Raw genomic sequence first — 17,625 nt, 5'->3', positions numbered from 1 at the left:
TCGAACACAAAGCGACAATCCTGTGTCATTACTCGCTTTATTTGACGTGATTTGTCAGCGTTCCAATCGGTTCAATTGTGATGTCAATTCGATCTCCAGAAGCTAAAAACTTAGGCGGTTCAAAGCCCTTCCCTACCCCAGAAGGTGTACCTGTTGCAATGATGTCACCCGCTTCTAATGTCATCCCTTTTGAAAGAGTGGAGACAATGTCTTCAATTGTGAAGATCATTAATTCCGTACTGGCAGACTGACGAACCTCTCCGTTTACCTTTGTTTCCACATGGAGCGCACCATGGTCCTCGATCATTGACTTATGAACGATATAAGGTCCTATCGGACAGGTAGCATCTAAGCTCTTGCCAATGAAAAATTGTTTATGTTTTTTCTGCAAATCTCTTGCCGTCACATCATTTAAAATGGTGTAACCGAATATATAATCTTGGACCTCTTCAGGAGCAATGTTTTTCCCTGATTTGCCCATCACAATGGCAAGCTCTCCTTCATAATCCAGTTCACTGGTCACACCTTCATGAAGAAGAATGTCCGCTCCGTGTCCAATGACAGAAGTAGGTGCCTTTGTAAAAATCATCACGTCTTTAGGAATATCCGCCGCACTTCCCATCTCCATGACATGGTCTTGATAATTCTTTCCGACACACATGATGTTTTTAGACGGCTTTGGAATCGGCGCATGGAGTTTCACGTCCGAAAGCGGATATACATAAGAACCGCGGTCTTCTTCTTTTTTCTCAGCCCAATCAAGAAGCTGTCCTACATGTTCAACAAACTTGTCCCCCATTTTGATACACTCAGATAAAGAGTTTGGCAGTGTCTCAAGCTCAAATAATTTGGCTTCTGCCTTTTTGACGTCCATCACCCATTCATCATCAATGACTACCCCAATAAACATGCTGCTATGTATCTCACCTGTAAAAAACTTCATGTCTTCCCCTCACAATCTTCATTTCGCTAAGTTATGATGTCTCATTTTATTTCTCTACGAAATAAAAAAAACCCTTTTTTATCATACTCTCTTTTAAAAAGGGTTTCAAAAATGATGATTGAATGCTTAGCGGAAACGGCGGTACTCCCACATGTTCCCTTGATCCCATTTACGCTCAACATTTCCTCTATTTCTGGAACGATGCGACTTCTTTCCACATCTTCGGCAAGAGCGGCTGCGTTTATGGTGATGAGAACGTTTAGATCGATGGCTGCGGCGCGACTTTCGGCTCTTCTTATTGTGGGATCTGTGCTTGCTGCGATGTGACTTGCGGCAGCTCTTCTTATGATGAGATCTGCATTTGCTGCGGTGTGACTTGCGGCAGCTCTTCTTATGGTGCGATCTGCATTTGCTGCGGTGTGACTTGCGGCAGCTCTTCTTATGATGAGATCTGCATTTGCTGCGGTGTGACTTTTTCGGTTCGCTCTTTTTGCTTCTGTAAGATTTTTTGCTTTTATATGACTTTTTACTCTTCATGCTTTTCTTCGAACGATAGCTTTTCTTAGAGCGATAACTTTTCTTTGAACGATAGCTTCTGTAGCTTTTTTTACTGCGGTGTGATTTACGGCGTCCACCACCGCCAAAGAACCAATGACCGCGACTTGAATGACGAGAACGAGCTGACTTATGCGAACGTCTCGATTCTGGTTCACGATCTAAGTGATGATCACGTCCCTCACTTCGAAGTGAAGCTACTGCATGTTCAATGTGTGAATGATCAAATGTACTCACGAACAATTCCCCTCCCAGTCTATCTTCGACAAAACAAACAGACAAAGCTGTTTATCTTCTCTGCTTTATGTTACGAGATTCGGTAGACAAGTGTTCGTGACGAATGCCTCTTTCCTTGAAAACTCCATGAATACCTACCAGCCGGTACAGGACATTCCTTCACTTTCATATCGTAAAGAAGAGCATATAGGAGGCTGATGAACATATGAACACAGAACCTTTAAAACAACTTGATATGTGGATTCATCCAAAGGACCTGATTGAATTAAAAAAAGACATTTGGAACGATGAACCTGTTGAAGCTATTCTAAAAACCGGCCAAACCAAATCACATATTTATGCTTCATACCGCGGATCGCACATTAGAAAGCTTAAGAAAAAGTCCTATCAAATTGAATACCGAAAGCCAAAACAAAGACAAGGCGAATCCATCTTTCATTTAAATGCAGAGTACAATGATCCGTCGTTTATCCGAAACAGGCTGTCCTTTTATTTCTTTGAGCAGATGGGGGTGCATAGCCCAGCCGCTTCTCATGTGTTTCTCACCATAAATGGAAGAAAAGAAGGGATTTATTTGAAAATAGAATCTGTCGATGAGTTCTTTCTTCAAAAACGGCAGCTTTCAGGAGGCGGCATTTATTATGCGGTTGATGATGACGCGAACTTCTCCCTTTTGAGTTCTTTTGATAAAAAACCAAAAAAGCACCTTCTTCTCGGATATGAGAAAAAAACGGGGACTTCTCAACATGATCAGCGGCTGAGCGAATTTATTTACTTTCTCAACACAGCGAAAGATGACACTTTTGCAGAAAAAATTGAACAATACCTAGATGTGACACAGTATTTCCGCTGGCTCATCGGTGTGGTATGCACACAAAACTTTGATGGTTTTGTTCATAACTACGCTCTTTATGTAAATGAACAAGGAAGGTTTCAAGTACTTCCTTGGGATTATGATGCAACATGGGGTCGTGACATTCATGGAGAAGAAATGCCGTTTGATTATATCCCAGTAAACGGGTTTAATACATTAACTGCTAGATTACTAGATATCCCTTCGTTTAAAAGAGCCTATTACACACTTTTCCAGCATGTACTCGATACACATTTTGTAGAAGACCGGCTCTGCCCAGTCATCGAGAAATGGCATGAATCGATTGAGAATCGAATTGGAGATGATCCATATACGAAAGATCGAAAAGATGTCTTGCAGTCTGAAAGAGACTTAATCCGGCAATATATCAACAAAAGACGACGTTATTTACAGACTGAGATCAAAAAAGAGATTTTTGGTACGTAAGAACACTTTCGAATTTTGTCACTTTATTACTCATATTGACGAAACAGCTTTTTTTATAGAAAAATAGGGTATACTAACCATATCCTTCTATTTGATAAAAAATGTGAGAGTTGGCGTCCGTTATGATCAATTATGAAATTGAACAAAAAAGATTACATTTAATTGAGACTGCAAAAAAATTCGGGATGAATGCCGAAGAAACGATCAGGTGCAGTCAAGAGCTTGACACACTCTTAAATAAAGGCATCAAATCCACCTCTAAAGATTGCTCAAAAAAAGGGTAAACCATACATCTAATTCCTCTCATCAAAAGCTTTCAAAAAGACAATCACACATTAAAAGACCCATCATAAGCTATGGTGAAACGCCCAAAACAAGTGCCCTAATTTTATAAAGGATGTGCACCGCTATGCCGGCTATTGTGGGAGCCTTTAAAGTAAATGCCGTCGGAACGAGCGGAGTCGTTCATGTTGGAGACTGCATCACTATTTCTCCAAATAGTCAGGTTAAAACGTTTGCTGGCGCAGGCAGTTTTAATACTGGTGATCAATTGCGAATTAGCAACTACAAAAGTGTGACAAATACGTACGACAGTGATGTCATTGATCAACCGCTTGTTGGTAACTTGTAAGGAGTGAGGATCCGTTGAACTTCTATATTAATCAAGCGATACAAATTAATTATTTACGTGTAGAGTCTGTAAGTAACTCCTCTGTTCTGCAAATTGGGAGTGCTGGATCCATCAAGGCCCTTTCCAACCTGTATAACACGGGAAGCTACGTAGAAGCAGCGCCTGCCGCAGCAGGTACACAAGGAATTGAAGAATCTCAAGGCGCAAGCACAGCACCTTTTGTACCGCTTCAGTCACCAACAACTTAAGTCATCTGCAATCCCCGGAGGTGTATGTAAATGTATGATTATCAGAGCAACGCTTCACAGGTATATGGCATCATTCAAAAACACTCGCAACAAATCATGATGCTTGAAAAAAGGCTTAACGAGCTTCAGCAGGAAATACAAATGATCAAAGATAAACCGACAACGAATATTGAACGGATTGATTATCAATTTGATCAACTGAAAATCGAACGGCTGGAAGGAACGCTGAATATCGGCCTCAATCCATCTGATCCAAACAGTGTTCAAAACTTTGAAGTGGGCCAAACAACAACCCCGGGAATTGGAATGATGCAGCAAGAAATGGCTGATCAATTTTTCAATCAAACACGGCAGCTTGTCGATGCATTTTTAAATGAAGAAGCTCCAGAACTTCTTGAAGAACTAGAACAGCGATATGAAGGGTCCCTCGATGAAAGCAACAAACACCATATCATTGAGGATATTCGCAAGCAAATTGACAGCAGGATCAAATACTATGCGGGACAGCTGCCACACCGGGAAGAAATGACACCGCTGCAGCGTTCAGAGCAAATTGCTGAATATGTGAAGCATGATGTAAAGCGGGCGATTGAGCACTTTTTAGCCCATATTCCAAGTGAAACGAAAGGAGAGGAAAACGGATGAATTTCACAGTTGTCAACCGCAACATCGAGACCGGAAGCATTAAAGTAGTCGGGGTTTCGTCCTCTTCCCTGTTTATCATCGGGGACACAGACCATGTACAATTATCCTCGATTTTCGATACACCGCCAGAATCACTGATTATTGGCCCGTTTGTTCCTCTGGCACCTCGATAATGATCAAGCGCACATCTAAAGTGAAGTTCTCAAAGGTGAATTCTGTCGGGATTTCGAGTGTGGTTCAAATTGGTGATACACAAGAGCTGTGCCCGAAAGTCAAGGTTTTAGCTGTTCAACGAACCATTAGTTTGTTTTATGGCTATGAAGCGGAAAATTTAGATGCGAAAGAATTTGAAGTGTATTATGAGCCCATTCCATTGATGCTGCCAGAACGATCAGTGAGAACGGCATTTTACCATGAAAAGCCTGTGATTAAAGTGTCTTCAATCCATGTAGAAGGGGTATCATCGTCCTCTGTCTATCAAATCGGCTCTACTTGTAGAATGAATGGCGTTGCGCGAGTGAAGCATATTAGAGAGCTGTTTAGCAATGATGAAAGTCCGCAAAACTCACAAATGGACCTACCTGCGCATATGATGGTGATATGACTTCGAATAAAGGATGTCGATTATGCCAGCAATTGTCGGACCCATTTACATTAACTCTATTTCTGGAGGCGTCGTAAACGTCGGTGACTCATTCTACCTGTCGCCTAAAAGTTCGTCAAAATCTGCTTTAGGCTCTGGAGCGGGGAATACCGGAGATTTCTTGATATTAAATAATGGCATTAGCGCCACCAACTATGTGGATCCTGACTTAAATGATCAGAATATGGTAGGCAATGCATAAAGCAGCTCCTCTACACCCATTTCAAATAGAGGAGCGCTTTTTTATGCTTATTTTTTTCTGCGCTGTCTCGATTTTTTCGTTTTGACCAGCTTGCTTGCCGGCTGTTTCCGAATCCATTTGATGTACGAAGCAAGCTTTTCATCCTGTCTCAGCGCATCAATTGTGTTCAAACGTGCGGCAAGCTCCTGGTTTGTAAAGAGGGCATGTACTTGTTTATGACAAGGGATGCATAGGAAGGCAGTCGGTAAAAAAGCCCCGCCCTCTTCTCTTGGCGTTAAGTGATGTTCTGTGAGCAGGACATCTTGTCTTCCGCACATCTCACATAATCCAATTGATTGCTTTGCCACCGTGTCATCACCTCAATATTTACATTAATTCCATTGAGACTGTTGTCCCTTTCCCGCTTGGATCTGCTGGATGGACAATCAGTTTTTTCGGTAGCCGCATTTTCAATTCTTCCACATGGCTGATGACACCAACAGCTAAGTTTTGAGACTGTAATTTCTCTAATGCGGTAATCACTGTATCGAGCAAGTCTTGATCAAGGGTACCAAAGCCTTCATCAAGGAAAAAGAATTGCAGCGGGAACTCACCTCTCAGCTGAATCTGCGCTGAAAGAGCTAGTGCAAGCGCAAGCGACGTCAGGAAGGTTTCCCCGCCGGACAAGCTGGACACTGGACGTCTGACACCGCCATTCGCATCATCACGCATGACAAAGCCGCCTTCTGAATCAACTTCAATCGCATACCTTTGTCTTGTCAAAATACCAAGACGGGCAGATGCATCACGACTGACACTTTCCAGCTGTTCTTCTGCTAAGAACTCAACAAATGTATTTCCTTTAAACACGGTTTGCAGCTTATCGAGCCGATCAATTTCTTGCTGCAGCTCCGCCAAGCGTTCATGAATACTTGCAAATCGCTGGTGATTCTCTTCCATTACACGCAGATGTTCATATGCAGAGCCGCTCATCACTGTTGCTTCTTCCAATGCCTTCTCTGCCGCTTCTTTCCTCAGTTGAATATCAGTCCACTGCTTTTCATCTAGTGACTCATCTTTCAGCAGTTCAGAAATTCGCTTTAAGTTTGCGGCACATTGCTTTCTTTTATCCTCAAATTCGTCAATTTCTTGTTTAACCGAGTGACGTACTGCCTGATTCATAAAAGCAGATTCAATCTCTTGAGGCTTATCAAAAGGAGAAGACTCCGATTCTTTAGCCCATGCTGCACTTGCTTCTTGTTTTCTCCGGTCAGCCTCTTGAAGCTGACGCTCACAGCTTGAAAAATGACTTTGTGCTTCACTAAAGAGCTCCTGTGCGTGCTGTAATTGCTTGTACGATTGCTGTTCCATTTCATTGAGACGAGCAAGCGTGTGTTCAACTTCGATCAGCTCTTCAGAAATAGAGACAGCTTTCAATGGATATCTCCCTAAATCTGTTTCATATTGATAAATGAGCTGCTGGTGGCTTTCTAGCTGATGCGCTAGTTTATCAAGTTCCTTCTCTACATCATATATGGCTGTTTGCAGCTGTTCTTTTGCCTGCTGTTTTTCTTCCAAAAATGAAATACTTTTCTCAATACGCTCTTTATAGCCTTCCGCTTGCTGGTCCTTTTCGTCGATCTGCTTTTGCATCTCTTGTACTTGGTGCAATGTAAAGTGCGGGAAGGTCTGTTCAAATTGAGACGTTTGCTCTGAAAGCTCAGATTGAAGCTCCTTGATCAGCCCGTCTAATTCTTCGATACGCTGCTGATCAAATGTCATTTGATCTTTCGTCTTGCTTATCTCTGCTGCTTGATCGTATGTTTCATCCATTAAACGAGCTCGTTTACGTTCAACTTCTTGAATATCTTGTTTCAAGCCTTTCCATTCTTGCATGAGATACTGCAAGGACTCCGGCTTTTGCACTGCTTCTACTGCTGCTGCAACTTCCGCACCTGGAGCTTTCTGAGATAAAAAGGCAAACTGCTTTACTAATTGATTGGCGTGCGTTTCCAATAACTGCTTGGCGGCATACATGTCTCTTGTATATTCCTCTGCCTGCTTGAGCTCTGTGTCCATCCGTTGAATCACTTCATCGATTTGTGCCACTGTTTCTTCATGGTCATTGTTTTCCAATGCCTTTGGGTCATGATGAATCGATCCACAAACAGGACATGGCTCACCATCTACGAGCTCTGCCGCTAATTCTTTTCTTAATTCTGCCGCCCTAACAGCATCACGCTGTTTTAATTTTGCGAGCTTCTGACTTTGTTCTCTTTTACTCCATTCTGTAAAAGCCCGTTCGAATTCACATACATAGAAATAGAGCTGTTCAATCGCTTGAAACGATTGGTCTATTTTTTCATGATGGTCTTTTTGCTGTTTTTGAAGCTTTTCATATGCTGCTGCGGTCTGTGTTGATCGCTTTTTGAGCTCCTCCATCTTTTGTTCTTCCTTGTGTATGCTTTGGTGTATTCTTTGAACATTTTCGCTTAAACGCAAAGCATCCTGTACACTTTTTCGTTCTTTTACAGAGACTTGTAATTGCTCCAGCTCACGCTTCAGCTGTGTTTGTTTTGCCAGTGCACGTTCTAACAAAGATTGGAGATTGTCTGCTTCTTCTTTTTTTTGTAATAATTGCTGCGCTGTATCGTTTTTTCGCTGTTCGATTGCCGTCTTTTCCTGAAGAGCCGCCTCTTTTTTCCGTTCAATTTCCTTTAGCTGAAGCAGCTGCTCTTTCTTTTGAAGAAGTTCTGGCTCAGTTTCTATTTTCTTTTGCCTTGCTTGCTCATAGTTCTGTGTCATTTGATCATAGATCGTTCGTTGATGCAGTAGCTGATTTTCTGCTTCCTGCTTCTCTTTTAATGCTTGAGAAAGCTGATTTTCAGCCTTTGTTAATGCATCCGCATAAGGCTTTAATGCCTCTGCCTGCTCAGCAATATGAAGCTTGGCCTTTTTCTCTTCCATTGATGGTGCCAGTTGATTCAGATGGTTTAGTTCCGTCTCATAAGCTTCTCGTTCCTTTTGATACTGCCAAATTGTTTGCGCCTTTGTAAAAGCAGTGAACGCTTCATCCCGCGCTTGTTTTTTCTCATGAAAAATAGCCTTTGCCTGCTCAGCCGCTTCCTTTGCCTTTGCGAGCGCCTCTGGGCCAGCTTCTCCTAAGCCATTCAGCTCAGCAAGCAGTTCATTTTTTTGTCCATACTGACTCTGCGCCTTTGCGCGCAAACGTTTGACGAGCTGATCCCCATACTTTTCCAGGTTAAACAAACGCTGTAGCATTTGTCGTCTATCGGCTCCTTTTAGGGAAAGGAATTCTGCAAACTTCCCTTGAGGCAGGACAACCGCTCGCGTAAAATCATCAATGGTTAACCCGAGTAATTCTTCTATTTTACGATTGACCTCACTCGCTTTATCTGCAAGAACTGTCTGTGTATCCCCAATTTCAATCAGACGGCATAGTGTCGTTCTGACTTTCATTTCATCTGCCCGCTTGAAAGCACGTTCGACTTTATAAGAAATGTGGTGTTCCTTTTGTAAAGCGAACGTAAAGGAAACTGACAGCTTCTCTTCCGCTTGGTTCAAAATACCATGTGTATTATTTAACGCACGTTCCACTTTGCCATAAAGTGCCAGGGTCATGGCGTCTAATATGGACGACTTTCCGCTTCCTGTCGGTCCAAAAATGCCAAACACACCTGCATCACATAATGAGCTGAAGTCAATTGTTTGTTCTTCTCTGAAGCTATGAAGTCCTTTAATGGTTAGCGTAATCGGCTTCAAGTCGCTTCCTCCTCTTGCATTTCATTGGCGAGCTCCAAAAACAGCTTGACTGTTTTTTCATCAGGAAGACCGCCGCCTGTCTGGCGCTCATAAAATTTCACGAACCGCTCCTCGATTGAGAGCTTTTCGGCTTGCTTTTGTTCTTCCATTTGCTGAAGTTCTTTAAATTTCGGTCTAATATGGACAAACCCGCTATGCTGCTTTCGGAGCTGATGGATCTCTTCTATGGAGAGCTGATCTGTTAAATGAATCTCTAAATCAATCCATGCCTGAAGATCCCGTTTTTCATCCAGCCACTCGTGCACTTGACTCAGTCCCTCAGTTGCCTTCCATTTCACAAGTGGTTTTCCGCTTGATAACAGCACTTCTTTCCAGCTTGCTTTTTCATTAGGTTTTGCCTCTACAATCGTGACTGATTTGGCATATCCTGATTCAGAAAAGCTGTAAGCAAGAGGTGACCCGGAATAGCGGGCAATCGTTTTGGCACGCTTGATGGTTTGCGGGCGGTGCAAATGACCAAGGGCCACATAGCAGGCTGCTTCTGGCAGGCTTTCTGCCGCAACAGTATATGCACCGCCTACTTCAATCGGTCTTTCTGAATCTGTTTGACTTCCTCCTGCCACATAAATATGGCTCGTTGCGATATTGACCGTATCGGCTTGAAATTGAGTGCTTAAATGTTGGAACGCTTGCTGTATTTTTAAATTGTAATGATCGCGAAGCAATTTCTCTTCAAATGTTTCAGCCAGCACCTCGTTTAGTCTCGCTTCAGACGGATAAGCGAGTGCTGCAATGGATAAACGTTCACTTGAAGAAGGAACATCGACGCGGATGATGTCATTTGTCGGATATCCAATTAAATGAATCCCCTGATCATTTGTTAAAGGAGATGCGGCAGATAGTCGATCCGGATTATCATGGTTGCCTGAGATGACCACGACCTGACGTTTTCCTTTATCAGATAAGGCGGATAGACTTTCATAAAAAAGCTGTTCTGCTCTAGCAGGCGGATTCACTGTATCAAAGGCGTCTCCAGCCATGACAATGACATCAATGTGTTCGTCTTTTACGATTTGATACAGCTCATCTAAAAACTGTGCTTGCTCATCAAGCCGGCTCCGGCCTTCAAGGGTTTTTCCTAAATGCCAATCTGCCGTATGCAGAATCCTCATGTGATTCACCTCTCATTCCGATACATTTATAATGAAATTTCTAAATTACCATCAAAGAAATAAAGAATTTTCTCCTCTAATGTTCTGTTTGTTAAACGTTCTACTGCTTTTGCATATAACGCTATTTGAGTTTCATAGCGCTTTTTCAATATAGGTACAGCTGCTTCAAGACCGCCTGTATATCTGCCTTGCACTCTATCTGTTTTATAATCTAGTAAATATAGTTTTCCATCCGATTCAAATAAACAGTCAATCATCCCTTGAATAAGGACAGGCTCCCCCTCTGCATCAATATGGCTGTATACCTCTTTAACAGGTAACACCATACTAAATGACACTTCTCGTTTCACCCAGTCCGCTTTCCGCAGCTTTTGACCAATAGAAGTAGAGAAGAAAGCTGCAATTCCTTCTTGATCAATTGACTGGACTTGTTCATTTGTTAGCAAGTCTCGCTGCTGTAAGGAATCGAGCAGCTGATGTATACGGATTTCATCGCAGGGCTCGTCAGAAGGAAGCGCAATATGCTGCATGACTGTATGCATTGCGGTGCCTTGCTCTGCGGCAGTGAGTGTTTTTTTCTTCATGAAAGCCGGCCGGTCATACATCGTGGCACGGTCTTTTCGAAGAGAAGAAGGAACACTGTACTCATCCTGTATTTCTTTCATTCTTTTTATCTCGGAAACTGACTGCTTTGTGCCGACTTGTGAGGCCGCTAGGTATGGGTATCTCCATGAAAGTCTCTCTGCTACTTTCTCATCAGCATCACCATATTCTTCAACAGGCAGACCTTCCATCAAAGCTTGTACCACCTCGTCCTGCTGCTTCTTTTCAAGTGACATATCTTCTTTTAGAAGATCGGAAGCTTGAGTAAATGAGATCGTGAATGCTGATGGGTGTGAAAGAACAACATCACCTGTTTCTTCTAAAATAGATGACATTGCTTGGTGACGGATGAGAGCAGGACCAATAAAATCTAAGTATGTTTTCGATTGATAACGTTCAAAATCAGGGAGGAGCCAGTCCTCTCCGGTTGCAGCATTTTGCCATTTGCTTAATGCCTTCACCTGATTTTTGACAGAGCCGACCAGAAATAATTTCTCCTTAGCCCTTGTGAGCGCTACATATAGAACTCTCAGCTCTTCAGATAATAACTCTTTCCTCATCTTTTTTTTCATCGCAACAAGCGGTAATGTTGCATAGCTAATTCTCAGCTCTGGATGAATATATTTGCTTCCAAATCCTAATTCTTTATCAAGCAAGTAGGACTGGTTTAAGTCCATCATATTAAAGTTTCTGCCGAGTCCTGCGGTAAAGACGACTGGAAATTCTAATCCTTTACTGCTGTGGATCGTCATCATGCGAACAACGTCCTCTGTTTCACTGAACGTTTTTGCCGCACCAAGATCATCTCCACGCTCCTGCATTCTTTCGATAAAACGAAGAAAACGGAACAGCCCTCTAAAGGCAGCTTTTTCATACTGCTTCGCTCGATCATAAAGAGCACGGAGGTTCGCCTGTCTCTGCTTGCCTCCAGGCATCCCGCCAACGTAATCTAGATACTGCGTATCGCGGTATACTTCCCAAATCAATTCCGCTACTGAATGATTCATGGAGAAATCACGCCACTTACGCAGCAACCTGAAAAACCGTTCTAGTTTTTTGCATGTAGGGTGATCTGAATGAGTCACACTCATAAATGCCTTCACAGCATCATAATAAGTGCCTTTTTTATCACTCGTGCGAATCAGTGCCATTTCATTTTCGTCTAAATGAACAATTGGTGATCTTAATACAGCTGCAAGCGGGATATCCTGATATGGATTATCGATGACTTTTAACAGAGAAAGAATCACAGACACCTCTGTTGCTTCAAAATAACCGGAGGAAAGATTCGCATACACAGGGATTCCCTGCTTCTTCAATTCCTCCATCATTTGCGGAGCCCAAGGCATGGAGCGAAGTAAAATCACAATGTCCCGATACTGCAAGTTACGGGTCATTTGCTGTTTTGCATCGTACACTTGAAATGGCTGCTCCACCAATTCTCTTATTTTTTTAGCAATGACTCTCGCTTCTAGTTGTACGGTCTCTAGTTCTTCTCGCTCTTCGTCAGTTTCTGCTTCCTGTTGATCTAAATGTACAAGAAGCATTTCTGTCGTTGTATCTTCGCTTTCTGGATAACTAGCTCCAAGCTTTAATTCAGCTTGTTCATCGTAATCAATTTCTCCAACTGTTTCCCCCATCAGCTGTTTGAACAAAAAGTTCGTACTGTCTAACACATCTGAACGGCTGCGGAAGTTTTTATTTAAATCAATTCTCTTCCCTGTTTCTTTGCCGTCTGGTGTAAATTGTTTATATTTGTTTAAAAAGAGCATAGGCTCAGCTAGTCTAAAACGATAAATGGACTGCTTTACATCACCAACCATAAACAGGTTGCCCTCTGCAGCATGTTCCCCTTTAGATACAAGCCTTAAAATCGTTTCCTGTACAAGGTTTGTATCCTGGTATTCATCAACGAGCACTTCTTCAAACTGCTGTTGATAGTACTTGGCCGCTTCTGTTTCAATCAAATTTCCTTCCGCGTCCTGCTCTGCTAAAATGCGTAAGCAATAATGCTCTAAATCCGAAAAATCCACGATTGATTTTTCTTGCTTCGCTCTTTCGAAACGCTGTCCAAATTGGATGACAAGCTCCACAAGTGTTTCGATCACCGGCTTCATTTCAGCTAAACTTTTCAAATGCTGGGCGGGACTGCGCATAAAGTATTCATCTTTGAGCTTTTCTAATTGTTTTTTTGCTTGATTGCGTGCATCTGTGGCTTTTTCTAACAGCACAGGGTCATATTCGTCCCCTTTACATGTTTTGAGCCTTTTAAAATTGATGTTTGGCAAAAGCTCGTAAAGCTTCTCAAAATCATCTTGGTGCCTGATTAATTCATTGATCTGCTCTAAATCATCTATAAAATTTTCTGCTCTCGGCGCGGGGCCACCCGGTTCTTTTGATAGGGCTAGAGCTCGTTCGAGCAGTTCCAGACAGCTTCGAAAAACGAGAGAAAGATCCTCTTTGATATATGGGTAAAACGGTAATTGTTCTACTTTTGTTTGAGCATCTACATCATAAAGAGAAAGGAATGCCCTCATCCATTGTTCAGGTGAAGGATGAGATCTGGAAAACTCATAAATTCTCTTCACAAGCCATTGCAAATCTAAATCATGACGGTCAGAAGTGTAACGATCAACCAGTTCAAAGAACGCTGGCTTTCCAGCCTTATATTCATCCTCAAACAGTTCATCTAACACTTCATCTCCTAATAATTCTCCTTCTGTTTGATCAGCCAAACGAAAGCCTGGATCAAGGTCAATCTCATAGTAAAAGGTGCGCAAAACCTGCAAACAAAAGGAGTGCAGGGTGGAAATATTGGCACGATTCATGAGCGATAGCTGTCTTCTCATATGAAGGGACCCGGGGTTCTTAGCTAATTCCTTTTCAAGTGCTTCTGTGATCCGATGCTTCATCTCTGCCGCAGATGCATTTGTGAAAGTCACAACGAGCAGACGATCCACATCAACTGGATCTTCAGGACGGGTCATTTTTCGAATCAGCCGTTCAACCAAAACAGCTGTTTTACCTGACCCTGCCGCCGCCGCAACAAGGATATCTTGTCCTTCTGAAACGATGGCTTCCCACTGGTCATCCGTCCAAGTACTGTTATTCGGTTTTGGTATTTGCATACTGATCCCCTTCTTTTTTGATCCGGTCTATCACAACATCATCCTTTTCAGATGAAAGCACTCTAAATTCATTATCCTCTATCGATTCATCAAATTGGCAAATAGACTTAAATGAACAAAAGCGGCATGGTGTTTGATCCTTCAATTTATATGGATTAATGGCTACCTCGCCATTTGTAATTCTTTCGCCTGCCTCTTCAAACGTGCGCCGAACATGCTGTGTGAGTATATGGAAATGATCTTCACTTAAAACAGCAGAGTCAGAACGGAAAGACCCATCCTTTTTCAAGCCAGCTTGAATGACTTGTGATCTTCCTGATTCAAGCGTTTGATCCATTAGCTTTACCGCTTCTACATCTTCAAGCAAAAGACCTTTCATTTTAAATTTCTTGAATATTTCCTGCTCAATTTCATCCTCTGCAAGCGGAATCGGTGCTTGAATGAGCGGATCATGAATATGGAAATATAAAATGCCAGCTGGCGTTGCTTCTACACCGAGCCACTCCTTTGAATACGTAATCGTCAGGTCTAAGTATGTGAGCATTTGCAAGGCCAGCCCATAGTATACTTCTGCTAGATCAAGACCTTTCTCACTCGATTTGTAGTCGACGATTCTCAACAGCAGCCCTTTTGAACCTTCTGCTTTATCCACCCGGTCAATTCTTCCGACAAGCTCCATCGTGCAGCCATTTTTCAATTGAAAAGTAAACGGCGGAAGTGGCCCTTGACCGCCAAAGCCTAACTCAAGCCCAACGGGAGAAAACCCACTCACTCTTGCATGCTCACTTAATATAGAAGAGACTCGAATCAAGATTTTCTGGAGCTTTTCTTTAATATAAGCATGCCGGTTAGAGCTTAATAGGATTTCCTTTTGAAGACGCGGTGCAAGCTGTTCGATTGCATGTCTTGAATAGTTGACACAGTCATCCTTCGTTAGGTTTTTCCAATCCTTTTTTTGTTCAACAAGCGTATCTGAAATATGCTTTAAGGCCGAGTGAAACAGCTGGCCGATATCGGGTGCTTCCAATTTATAAAATTGCCGGTCCTTTAGTTTTAACCCGTGAGAAGCAAAGTGAGAAAATGCACACGCATTGAATTTCTCCATTCTTGAAACACTGCCTTGAATGTGATCACCATAAAGTTCTTTTGTGACGTTTGGTTTTAAGCGCTTCGCTCGATTTGTAAAAAACAAACTCGACAAGATGTTTTTTGATACTTCCCGATGAGATGACGCCATCAAATAATTATAGACACTCCACCATACACCACTGATGGGGTATTGGTTGAGCCATTGCTGCAACTGCGAGACAGTATACGATAACGAGACATGCTCATTCGCTACAAATTTTAATTGCTCCTTGTCATCCAGCTGTTCCGGGTCTAACACATACAAAGCATGCTCATGATTTGGCATAAGCTCCTGACAATACTTGATAAGAGGCGAAGGCAATAGAGAGCGCCCCTCTTCATCTGACACTGAATAAGACAGATACAAATGATGAGATGGACTCGACAGTGCCTGGTAAATTAAAAATTGCTCATCTAGCAGCCGTTCCTTTCCTGTCTCTGCGAGTTCTGCTCCTGCTCGTTTTAACCACTCCCGGTCATCCTCAGACAAAACACTTTCGTCAGAAGGACGTGCGGGAATAACGCCATCATTTACCCCAATGATAAACATACACTTCACTTGATACATTCTCGATAAATCCATACTTCCGATAAATACTTGGTCGAGTGAAGGCGGAATTAAAGCGAATTTTAAAGAGGCCAATCCTGTATCCATCATCTGTTGGAATAAAGGAAATGAGAGCTCCTCCTCACCGAGCATTTCAACAAATTCATCCATTAATTGAATAACAGCATCCCATACTTGTCCGTGCTGCATGGCTTCAGCTAATCTACCTGCTTCTTCAGCTTCCAGCCTAGCCTTTTCAAGTTTATCCGGCACTTGTATTTCCTCTAAAAAGACATAAACTGCCTCTACCATGTCTTTTACCTTTTGCGCTTTTTTCAGCCTTTTTTGCAATTGGAAAAGCGGCGGTGCAATCCATTCCTTTACATCATTCAGCATCTGTTCCATTTCAATTTCTTGATCTGTTTGTCCAAAATCCTCATCTAAGGATTGGAATCTTCTGTAATGGAAACGGGAACCGTTTGTCCAGCGTTCTCCTTTTACACCATAAGCAATACAGTAGTTCTCAAGCTGATCTGCCTGTTCTCTCGCTTTGCTTTTGGCAAGTTCGAGCGGAAATAAGAACTCTGTCTTCACGCAGCGAAACACGGCCTCATAACGCCAGTTTCCTTTTATGACATCCAAGCTCGAACGAATTAATTCAATGAGTGGATGATACTGCATCGATTCATTTCCATCAATAAAAAAAGGAATATCGTAATCTCGAAAAACCTCTTTTAACGTATCTTTATAGTCGTCTACATGCCGCGCTACAATCGAAATATCTCGCAGTCTAAGTCCTTCTTCTCTCACTAAATGAAGAATTTCTCTCGCTACTCCCTCAATTTCAGCTCGTTTACTCGCACTTTTAGACACTGTGAGATGAGGGGTTATTTCCTGATATGGCTTCACCGGTCTCTGCTCATATTGCCGTTCTAAATAAGCAAGATCCGGCGTATGAAGATGACGGTTATTTTTCTCCAAAATGTGCTCAGAAATGGACGCGCCGCACTCTTTAGCAAGCTGATAGAGCTGGAAATACGTTTTACCTGTCATACGAAATAAATCAAGTTCATTTGGCTGTTTATCATGATAGGAACGATCCACTGTGAAAGCAGCCGTTATTTTCTCAGCATGCAGCAGAAGCTGTTCAATGACGAGAAGCTGCTGCGGTGTAAATTGATAAAAACCATCTATATAAATGTGTGCTCCTTTTATTTCTTCAGATAAAGGAATTTGCTCCGTGAGAAGCGTCAAATAGTCTTCTGAGTGCACATATTCATCTTGTAAATGCTGCTCCATCTGCTGATAAAGAACATGCAGATCATGCAATTTCTCGGCTGCCCGTCTTTCTTCTGTATACTCTGAATGCATGCTCGATAATGAAATTTTTTCAATATCCTCAGGCAGCATGCAATATCTCTTGAACTCAGCCATCGTCTTTTCGATTTGCTCGACAAACCCCGGCTTATCACTCGCTTTTTTGAATACCTTAAACTTTTCTTTCTCCTCTTCAATCACTTTTCTTAAAAGCATTTGAATTCCTGTGCTTGTCACAAATTGCCGGTTCGCTCCGCCAGTCTGCTGTAAAATAGACCAAGCAAGACGCGTGAAACTAAATACTTTGGCCCTGATCATCCCGCCAGCTTCAGACGTTTTTGCAAGCTCGTATTCCATTAAGAATGTCATTTGATCCGGGACTAAAAAAATGATTGGCGGACCCAACGGATCAAGCCGAAGCTGTTCTTTGATTTCCTCTAAGATTGCAGTCGTTTTTCCACTCCCCGATCTGCCTGCTAAAAACTGAATCTCCACGCTCCACAACACCTTTCTTATGTACTCATATTCTAGCGAAAATAAAAGTAAATAGCTATTTTCCCCTTC

15 protein-coding genes are annotated in these 17,625 nt (G+C 42.3%); 9 read left to right on the top strand and 6 right to left on the bottom strand.

Translation table 11 applies throughout. The features are described from left to right. Window positions 1–37 precede the first annotated feature (37 nt). The gene (locus tag NSQ25_RS05260; RefSeq protein ID WP_061109645.1) at window positions 38–943 is read right to left on the bottom strand and encodes a fumarylacetoacetate hydrolase family protein; all 906 of its coding nucleotides are present in this window, start codon (window positions 941–943) and stop codon (window positions 38–40) included. Between the two features lie 111 nt (window positions 944–1,054). Here NSQ25_RS05260 and NSQ25_RS05255 point away from each other — a divergent pair, with 111 nt between their 5' ends. The 9 genes from NSQ25_RS05255 to NSQ25_RS05215 all read left to right on the top strand — a co-directional run bounded on the left by NSQ25_RS05255 (window position 1,055) and on the right by NSQ25_RS05215 (window position 5,404). Beyond that, entirely contained in the window at window positions 1,055–1,270 is a 216-nt protein-coding gene (locus tag NSQ25_RS05255; RefSeq protein WP_268436396.1) for a hypothetical protein, read from the top strand. Between the two features lie 670 nt (window positions 1,271–1,940). Next, entirely contained in the window at window positions 1,941–3,035 is a 1,095-nt protein-coding gene (locus NSQ25_RS05250) for a CotH kinase family protein (protein ID WP_046310481.1), read from the top strand. A gap of 122 nt (window positions 3,036–3,157) precedes the next feature. Next, window positions 3,158–3,319, top strand: a complete 162-nt coding sequence (locus tag NSQ25_RS05245) for an aspartyl-phosphate phosphatase Spo0E family protein (protein ID WP_029707539.1) — start codon at window positions 3,158–3,160, stop codon at window positions 3,317–3,319. Window positions 3,320–3,444: 125 nt separating this feature from the next. Next, on the top strand, window positions 3,445–3,666 hold the full coding sequence (locus NSQ25_RS05240) for a spore germination protein (protein ID WP_003211745.1): 222 nt from the start codon (window positions 3,445–3,447) through the stop codon (window positions 3,664–3,666). A gap of 14 nt (window positions 3,667–3,680) precedes the next feature. Next, window positions 3,681–3,914: a spore germination protein GerPB gene (locus NSQ25_RS05235; protein WP_003210877.1), complete on the top strand. Its 234-nt coding sequence runs from the start codon at window positions 3,681–3,683 to the stop codon at window positions 3,912–3,914. A gap of 30 nt (window positions 3,915–3,944) precedes the next feature. After that, a complete protein-coding gene (locus NSQ25_RS05230; protein ID WP_041117065.1) occupies window positions 3,945–4,559 on the top strand; it encodes a spore germination protein GerPC in 615 nt (204 codons plus the stop codon). Next, entirely contained in the window at window positions 4,556–4,732 is a 177-nt protein-coding gene (locus NSQ25_RS05225) for a germination protein GerPD (protein WP_003210893.1), read from the top strand. The genes NSQ25_RS05230 and NSQ25_RS05225 overlap by 4 nt, the downstream gene beginning before the upstream one ends. Next, window positions 4,732–5,163 (top strand): spore germination protein GerPE, encoded by a 432-nt coding sequence (locus NSQ25_RS05220; protein ID WP_034282143.1) that lies wholly within the window; start codon window positions 4,732–4,734, stop codon window positions 5,161–5,163. The genes NSQ25_RS05225 and NSQ25_RS05220 overlap by 1 nt, the downstream gene beginning before the upstream one ends. A gap of 22 nt (window positions 5,164–5,185) precedes the next feature. Continuing rightward, the gene (locus NSQ25_RS05215; RefSeq protein ID WP_003211468.1) at window positions 5,186–5,404 is read left to right on the top strand and encodes a spore germination protein; all 219 of its coding nucleotides are present in this window, start codon (window positions 5,186–5,188) and stop codon (window positions 5,402–5,404) included. 47 nt (window positions 5,405–5,451) lie between these two features. Here the strand turns inward: NSQ25_RS05215 and NSQ25_RS05210 are convergent, their stop codons facing one another. The 5 genes from NSQ25_RS05210 to addB are packed head-to-tail and all read right to left on the bottom strand — an operon-like array spanning window position 5,452 to window position 17,556. Beyond that, the gene (locus tag NSQ25_RS05210) at window positions 5,452–5,751 is read right to left on the bottom strand and encodes an HNH endonuclease (RefSeq protein WP_326136604.1); all 300 of its coding nucleotides are present in this window, start codon (window positions 5,749–5,751) and stop codon (window positions 5,452–5,454) included. A 19-nt stretch (window positions 5,752–5,770) separates the two neighbouring features. Beyond that, complete coding sequence (locus NSQ25_RS05205; protein WP_326136605.1) at window positions 5,771–9,166, bottom strand: SMC family ATPase; 3,396 nt, start codon at window positions 9,164–9,166, stop codon at window positions 5,771–5,773. Then, window positions 9,163–10,338, bottom strand: coding sequence for an exonuclease subunit SbcD (gene sbcD / locus NSQ25_RS05200; protein WP_070325681.1), 1,176 nt, complete (start codon window positions 10,336–10,338; stop codon window positions 9,163–9,165). The genes NSQ25_RS05205 and sbcD overlap by 4 nt, the downstream gene beginning before the upstream one ends. A gap of 26 nt (window positions 10,339–10,364) precedes the next feature. Then, window positions 10,365–14,069 carry a helicase-exonuclease AddAB subunit AddA gene (gene addA, locus NSQ25_RS05195; RefSeq protein ID WP_326136607.1) on the bottom strand — a complete coding sequence of 1,235 codons (3,705 nt, stop codon included), beginning with the start codon at window positions 14,067–14,069 and terminating at the stop codon, window positions 10,365–10,367. Further along, window positions 14,047–17,556, bottom strand: a complete 3,510-nt coding sequence (gene addB, locus NSQ25_RS05190; RefSeq protein ID WP_214755275.1) for a helicase-exonuclease AddAB subunit AddB — start codon at window positions 17,554–17,556, stop codon at window positions 14,047–14,049. The genes addA and addB overlap by 23 nt, the downstream gene beginning before the upstream one ends. Between the last annotated feature and the right edge of the window lie 69 nt (window positions 17,557–17,625).

The organism is Bacillus sp. FSL R5-0512 (assembly GCF_038593295.1).
Lineage (GTDB): Bacteria > Bacillota > Bacilli > Bacillales > Bacillaceae > Bacillus > Bacillus safensis.
Note: the sequence above shows the minus strand (reverse complement) of the source record. Positions and strands in the feature narration are given on the sequence as shown.

What these genes read in the sequence shown, in the direction of transcription:
- NSQ25_RS05260 (WP_061109645.1), bottom strand. Translation starts at nt 943, where the DNA reads ATGAAGTTTTTTACAGGTGAGATACATAGCAGCATGTTTATTGGGGTA.
- NSQ25_RS05255 (WP_268436396.1), top strand. Translation starts at nt 1,055, where the DNA reads ATGATGATTGAATGCTTAGCGGAAACGGCGGTACTCCCACATGTTCCC.
- NSQ25_RS05250 (WP_046310481.1), top strand. Translation starts at nt 1,941, where the DNA reads ATGAACACAGAACCTTTAAAACAACTTGATATGTGGATTCATCCAAAG.
- NSQ25_RS05245 (WP_029707539.1), top strand. Translation starts at nt 3,158, where the DNA reads ATGATCAATTATGAAATTGAACAAAAAAGATTACATTTAATTGAGACT.
- NSQ25_RS05240 (WP_003211745.1), top strand. Translation starts at nt 3,445, where the DNA reads ATGCCGGCTATTGTGGGAGCCTTTAAAGTAAATGCCGTCGGAACGAGC.
- NSQ25_RS05230 (WP_041117065.1), top strand. Translation starts at nt 3,945, where the DNA reads ATGTATGATTATCAGAGCAACGCTTCACAGGTATATGGCATCATTCAA.
- NSQ25_RS05225 (WP_003210893.1), top strand. Translation starts at nt 4,556, where the DNA reads ATGAATTTCACAGTTGTCAACCGCAACATCGAGACCGGAAGCATTAAA.
- NSQ25_RS05220 (WP_034282143.1), top strand. Translation starts at nt 4,732, where the DNA reads ATGATCAAGCGCACATCTAAAGTGAAGTTCTCAAAGGTGAATTCTGTC.
- NSQ25_RS05215 (WP_003211468.1), top strand. Translation starts at nt 5,186, where the DNA reads ATGCCAGCAATTGTCGGACCCATTTACATTAACTCTATTTCTGGAGGC.
- sbcD (WP_070325681.1), bottom strand. Translation starts at nt 10,338, where the DNA reads ATGAGGATTCTGCATACGGCAGATTGGCATTTAGGAAAAACCCTTGAA.
- addA (WP_326136607.1), bottom strand. Translation starts at nt 14,069, where the DNA reads ATGCAAATACCAAAACCGAATAACAGTACTTGGACGGATGACCAGTGG.